Source organism: Pseudoflavonifractor phocaeensis (genome assembly GCF_016901955.1).
Lineage (GTDB): Bacteria > Bacillota > Clostridia > Oscillospirales > Oscillospiraceae > Flavonifractor > Flavonifractor phocaeensis_A.
On the sequence record NZ_JACJLC010000126.1, the window covers coordinates 1 to 5774 of the forward strand.

General features: G+C 61.4%; 6 protein-coding genes. 5 read left to right on the forward strand and 1 reads right to left on the reverse strand.

Annotation, left to right across the window (positions count from 1 at the left end):
* Positions 1-121 precede the first annotated feature (121 nt).
* On the reverse strand, positions 122-1363 hold the full coding sequence (locus H6B51_RS16010; protein WP_204884605.1) for a 6-phosphofructokinase: 1242 nt from the start codon (positions 1361-1363) through the stop codon (positions 122-124).
* Positions 1364-1491: 128 nt separating this feature from the next.
* Here H6B51_RS16010 and fba point away from each other — a divergent pair, with 128 nt between their 5' ends.
* The 5 genes from fba to H6B51_RS16035 all read left to right on the forward strand — a co-directional run.
* On the forward strand, positions 1492-2460 hold the full coding sequence (fba, locus tag H6B51_RS16015) for a class II fructose-1,6-bisphosphate aldolase (protein ID WP_204884606.1): 969 nt from the start codon (positions 1492-1494) through the stop codon (positions 2458-2460).
* A 429-nt stretch (positions 2461-2889) separates the two neighbouring features.
* Positions 2890-3396: an amidase domain-containing protein gene (locus H6B51_RS16020; RefSeq protein WP_204884607.1), complete on the forward strand. Its 507-nt coding sequence runs from the start codon at positions 2890-2892 to the stop codon at positions 3394-3396.
* Positions 3397-3473: 77 nt separating this feature from the next.
* The gene (locus H6B51_RS16025) at positions 3474-3956 is read left to right on the forward strand and encodes a replication initiator protein A (protein ID WP_204884608.1); all 483 of its coding nucleotides are present in this window, start codon (positions 3474-3476) and stop codon (positions 3954-3956) included.
* A complete protein-coding gene (locus tag H6B51_RS16030; RefSeq protein WP_204884609.1) occupies positions 3953-4654 on the forward strand; it encodes an ATP-binding protein in 702 nt (233 codons plus the stop codon). Before H6B51_RS16025 ends, H6B51_RS16030 begins: the two co-directional genes overlap by 4 nt.
* A gap of 195 nt (positions 4655-4849) precedes the next feature.
* On the forward strand, positions 4850-5774 hold a 925-nt coding region (locus tag H6B51_RS16035; RefSeq protein ID WP_204884610.1), incomplete at its 3' end, for a tyrosine-type recombinase/integrase.

Sequence of the window (5774 nt, forward strand, 5' to 3'; positions counted from 1 at the left end):
TCGTGGGAATCCGTCTCCTTTTGCTGGGAAAACGGATTGCCACGCCAGTGTGCGCACTGGCTCGCAATGACAGGTTTGTGCAAACTGTCAATTTTGCAACAGGCCCTTTGTTCGATGAGTCTTACATCTCGGTGGTGAGGACCTTCTTCAGGCGGGCAAAGCGGGGGAGAGAGTTCTCCAGGGCCCGGTTGGGCTCGCCCTGGATCAGGGGCAGCACGTAGTCGATGAAGGGCTGCTCGATGCCGTTGCCGGCCTCGTTGATCCACTCGCGGGGCACCTTCTTCTCGAAGTTGGCCACGATGTCCAGGGGCTGGAGGACGGTCTCGCACTTGTAGCCGCCCTCACGGGTGCACTGGAAGGCCACCATCTTGTCAGTGGTGCCGGCCACAGCGGCCTCCACGGCGGCCTTACCGGCGGCAAAGGCCTCCTGGATGTCGGTGTCGGAGCCCACGTGAGAGCCGCAGCGCTGGAGCAGGGAGAGCTCGATGCCCCGGACCTTGGCGCCGGTCTTGTTCTTGATGATGTCGGCCAGCTTGACAGCCAGGCCGCCCAGCTGAGCGTGGCCGAAGCCGTCGGTGGCGGAGGTCTCAGCCTCGGAGACGAAGCGGCCGTCGGCGTAGTGGATGCCCTCGGACACGGCCACCATGCACTTGCCGGTTTTGTTGTAGATGGCGGTAACGTCGGCCACGAACTGATCCATATCGAAGTCCACCTCGGGCAGGTAGACCAGGTCGGGACCGCAGCCGGTGAGGGAGGCCAGGGCGGCGGAGCCGGCCAGCCAGCCGGCGTGACGGCCCATGATCTCGATGACGGTGACCATGCCGGTGTCATACACGTGGGCGTCCTGCCAGACCTCGGCGCAGGAGGTGGCGATATACTTGGCGGCGGAAGCGAAGCCGGGGCAGTGGTCGGTGCCGTTGAGGTCGTTGTCAATGGTCTTGGGCACGCCCATGATGCGGCACTCATAGCCTACCTTCTGCATGTATTTGGAGATCTTGTTGCAGGTGTCCATGGAGTCGTTGCCGCCGTTGTAGAAGAAGTAGCGCACGTCATACTTCTGGAAGATCTCCAGGATCCGCTTGTAATCGGTGTCGTCCTTGTCGGGGTCGGCCAGCTTATAGCGGCAGGAGCCCAGAGCGGAGGAGGGGGTGTACTTGAGCAGATCCAGCTCAGCGGCGTCCTCCTGGCCCATGTCGTACAGCCGGTCCTCCAGCACGCCCTTGATGCCGTTGGCGGCGCCCAGGACCCGGGTGACACACTCGGTGTCCAGGGCGGTGCGGATGACGCCCAGCGCGCTGGCGTTGATGACGGCGGTGGGGCCGCCGGACTGGCCGATGATACAAGCGCCTCTCAGTTCACTCATGAAAGTTGCCTCCTGATGGTTAAAATTTTTACAAAATAATTTTTGCGGGAATATCATACCACGCCCTCTTGAAAATATCAATGAGAACTGTTAAAATCATGGTGCAACAAAAAAAGGAGATGATTGTTATGCCGCTCGTAACAACCAAAGAGATGTTCCAGAAGGCCTATGCCGGTGGGTACGCCGTAGGCGCGTTCAACGTGAATAACATGGAGATCGTCCAGGGCATCACCGAGGCCGCCAAGGAAGTCAATGCTCCCATGATCCTCCAGGTGTCCAAGGGCGCCCGCGCCTATGCCAACCACACCTATCTGGTGAAGCTGGTGGAGGCCGCTGTCATCGAGTGCCCCAATATCCCCATCGCCCTGCATCTGGACCACGGCCCCGACTTTGAGACCTGCAAGAGCTGCATCGACGGCGGCTTTACTTCCGTTATGATCGACGCCTCCTCCAAGCCCTTTGAGGAGAATATCGAGATCACCAAGAAGGTGGTCGAGTACGCCCACGACCACGGCGTGGTGGTGGAGGCTGAGCTGGGTACCCTGGCCGGCATCGAGGACGACGTGAAGGTGGCTGCCCATGCCGCTTCCTACACCCGCCCCGAAGAGGTGGAGGAGTTCGTCTCCAAGACCGGCTGTGACTCCCTGGCCATCGCCATCGGCACCAGCCATGGCGCCTACAAGTTCACCGCCGACCAGTGCACCCGCAACGAGAAGGGTGTCCTGGTTCCCCCTCCGCTGCGCTTCGACGTGCTGGAAGAGGTCTCCAAGCGCCTGCCCGGCTTCCCCATCGTGCTCCACGGCTCTTCCTCCGTGCCTCAGGATTATGTGAAGATGATCAACGAGAACGGCGGCAAGATGCCCGACGCCGTGGGTATCCCCGAGGAGCAGCTGCGGAAGGCCGCCTCCATGTCCGTGTGTAAGATCAACATCGACTCCGATCTGCGCCTGGCCATGACCGGCACCATCCGTCAGTTCTTCAACGAGCATCCCGACAAGTTTGACCCCCGCGAGTACCTCAAGCCCGCCCGTGCCAACATCAAGGAGATGGTCAAGCACAAGCTGATCAACGTCCTGGGCTGCGACGGCAAGGCCTAAGTTCATATGGCTGTAAAAAAGGAGAGGGGAGACCCTCTCCTTTTTTTGCCCAAAGAGCAAAAAGAGTGTGGAGGTATCGTAGGGGCGGGTCCCAGACCCGCCCGCCGCACCGTTTCCCGCCCCGTTACCCCGGCCGCCATGTATGGCGGCCCTACGGAACAGGGTCGAACCGTCTGCGTGGGCCGCGACGACCACGGCGCGGCCACCCACCGTTTCCCGCCCCGGGACGTGCGGGCGATTGATAATCGCCCCTACGGACAAACCTGTGTCGTTTGTGTAGGGGCGGCCTGTGGCCGCCCGCCCCACCGTTTCCCACACCGGCACCGCCGGGCGACCACAGGTCGCCCCTACGATCTCTCCAATCTCCACTCTTTCCGCTCACCCTTTCCCCACGAGGGGCATAGACTGTGGGGAAAGGGGAGAGGCAGCATGTGGGAATGGATACCCTATGACCGCCGGGCGGCGGTGGACTACGCCCACCAGTGGGCCTACAGCCGCAATCCGGCTTATTACGACTACGAGGGCATCGGGGGGGACTGCACCAATTTTGCCTCCCAATGCCTGTATGCCGGCACGGGGATCATGGATTACCGGCCCGATCTGGGATGGTACTACATCGACGCCAACAACAAGGCCCCGGCCTGGTCGGGGGTGGACTATTTTGAGCGGTTCCTCACCCGCACCGAGCAGACCGACGGCCCCTTTGGAGCCCTGACCGATCTGGAGCTGCTGCTGCCCGGCGATTTTGTCCAGATGAGCCCCCGGGGGGACAGCTTCACCCACACCGCCATCGTGGTGCAGGTGGGGTGGCGGCCCACCCTGCGCAACACCCTGGTGGCCGCCCACTCCATCGACGTGGACCGGCGGCCCCTCAGCTCCTACCAGTTCCAGACCCTCCGATGTATCCATATTATGGGTGCCTGGCGGGAAATTTAAAAAAGTTTTTCTTCCGGTGTACACAAACGTGCAACTTTCCCCCTAAAACCCGCTATGGGTAGAAGGGGGAATTTTTTATGGACGTGAAGCCCTATACCGCCGCCGCCCGGCTGAGCAGCTTCCTGCCCCTGCCCAAGGCCCTGCTGACGGCGGATCTGTCGGGCACCGCCCTGCTGCTCTACGCCCTGCTGCTGGACCGGGGCACCCTGTCCGCCAAAAATGGCTACACCGGCAGGGGCGGGCAGGTGTATGTGGTCTATCCCATCCAGAAGCTGGCGGCCGCCCTTGGGAAAGGGGAAAGCGTTGTGAAGGACCGTCTGAAGGAGCTGGAGCAGGCGGGGCTCATCCTTCGGACGCACCCGGAGCGGGGGAGAGCCAGCCATATTTTTTTATACCTGCCCGAGGGTCCTTTTCGCACCGGGGGAGGGGTCCAAAAAGACCTGGGGGAGGGGGCCAAAAAGCCCCCACCCCCGGGTCCAAAAGAGCCCACTAACCAACAGAGGAAACCAACTGATAAAAACCAATCTTCTGAGCAAGGTTGGGGAGAGGAGAGCTTATGAGGACGGAAGAAAAACTGTTTCTGGAAGAAGAGGAGCAGGAGAGAGCGCTGCTGGAGCAGTTCCGGAAGCGGGAAGAGGAATTTGTGCTCTCCGAATACCGGGAAAAAGCCTTTGGCCAGGCCAGGCTGCTCTGGCAGTGTACCTTTGACCGGGACAACGGAGACGTGCCCCAGCTGGACTATGCCCGGCGGTACGCGGAGCACTGGGAGGATATGGAACGGGAGAACCAGGGGCTGCTGCTGTGGGGGCCCACAGGCACCGGCAAGACCTTCGCCGCCGCCTGCATCGCCAACGCCCTGGTGGAGCGGCTTGTGACCGTACGGATGACCACCCTGGGCCAGGTGCTGCTGCGGCTGTTCGGCCTGGACGGCGGGGCGCGGATGGAATATCTGGAGGATCTGGTGGGCTGCCGGCTGCTCATCCTGGACGATTTCGGTATGGAGCGCCAGACCCAGTACGCCCAGGAGCAGGTCTATGAGCTCATCAACCGGCGGTACCTGTCAGGGCGGCCCATGATCGTCACCACCAATCTGACACACCAGGAGCTGACCCAAACGCCTGAGCTGGAGCGGCGGCGGATCTATGACCGGGTGCTGGAGCGGTGCGTGCCGGTGCGCTTCGACGGGGCCAACCAGCGCCAGGCCCAGGCCGCCGAGGCCCAGCGGCGGATGCGCCAGCTGCTGGACGGGGCCGGTTGACAAAGAGAGCCGGTGGTGGTATGTTGAATTTGTTTACTACAGATACAACACAGCGGAGCTTCATTTTATTGCTGTGGGACAGGCCTGGGGCCGGAACCGGGCTGGGCATGGCCCGGCGGGGAGGCCCTGTAGGCCCAGATTATAAACTCAACAAAATAAAAATTTTGTTGAGTTGAGAGGAGGGGAAACGCCCCCATGGACCGTAATGACTATAAACTCACCGCCCCGGAGCTGCTGCGCAATTTCCTGGTCTATCACGAAACCATTCAGGGCCACTCCAAAAAAACGGTAGACGAATACTATTTGGATCTGCGCAACTTCTTCCGCTACATCAAGCTGGAAAAAGGCCGCGTACCCAGAGACACGCCCCTGGATCAGATTGAGATCGATGATCTGGACCTGGACCTGGCCCGGTCGGTCAACCTCAGCGACGTGTACAGCTACATGAGCTATCTCAGCCGGGACCGGGCCAAGCACGCCAACAGCCCCACCTCCGGCTACGGCCTGGAGCCCTCCGCCCGGGCCCGGAAGATCGCCGCCATCCGCTCCTTTTATAAATATCTCTCCAGCAAGGCCAAGCTCCTGGGCGAAAACCCCATGCAGGATCTGGACTCTCCCCGGCTGAAAAAGGCACTGCCCCGGTTTCTGTCCCTGGACGAGTCCATCCAGCTGCTGGAGGCCGTGGACGAACCAAACCAAGTGCGGGACTACTGTATTTTGACCCTCTTTCTCAACTGCGGGCTGCGGATCTCAGAGTTAGTCGGTCTTAACCTACAGGATGTGCGCCAGGAGCAGCTGCGGGTGCTGGGCAAGGGCAACAAGGAGCGGATGATCTTCCTCAACGAGGCCTGCCGGGCCGCCCTGGACGACTGGCTGGAAGAGCGGAGCCACCAGGCGGCGGCGGACAAGAACGCCCTCTTCCTTACCCGCTCCCACACCCGAATGACCACGGCTGCTGTCCATTATATGGTAAAGCAGCGGCTGCTGAAGGCGGGGCTGGACCCCTCCCTCTACTCCAGTCACAAGCTGCGCCACACCGCCGCCACCCTCATGCTCCAAAACGGCGTGGACGTGCGCACCCTCCAGGAGGTGCTGGGCCATGAAAACCTGAACACCACCC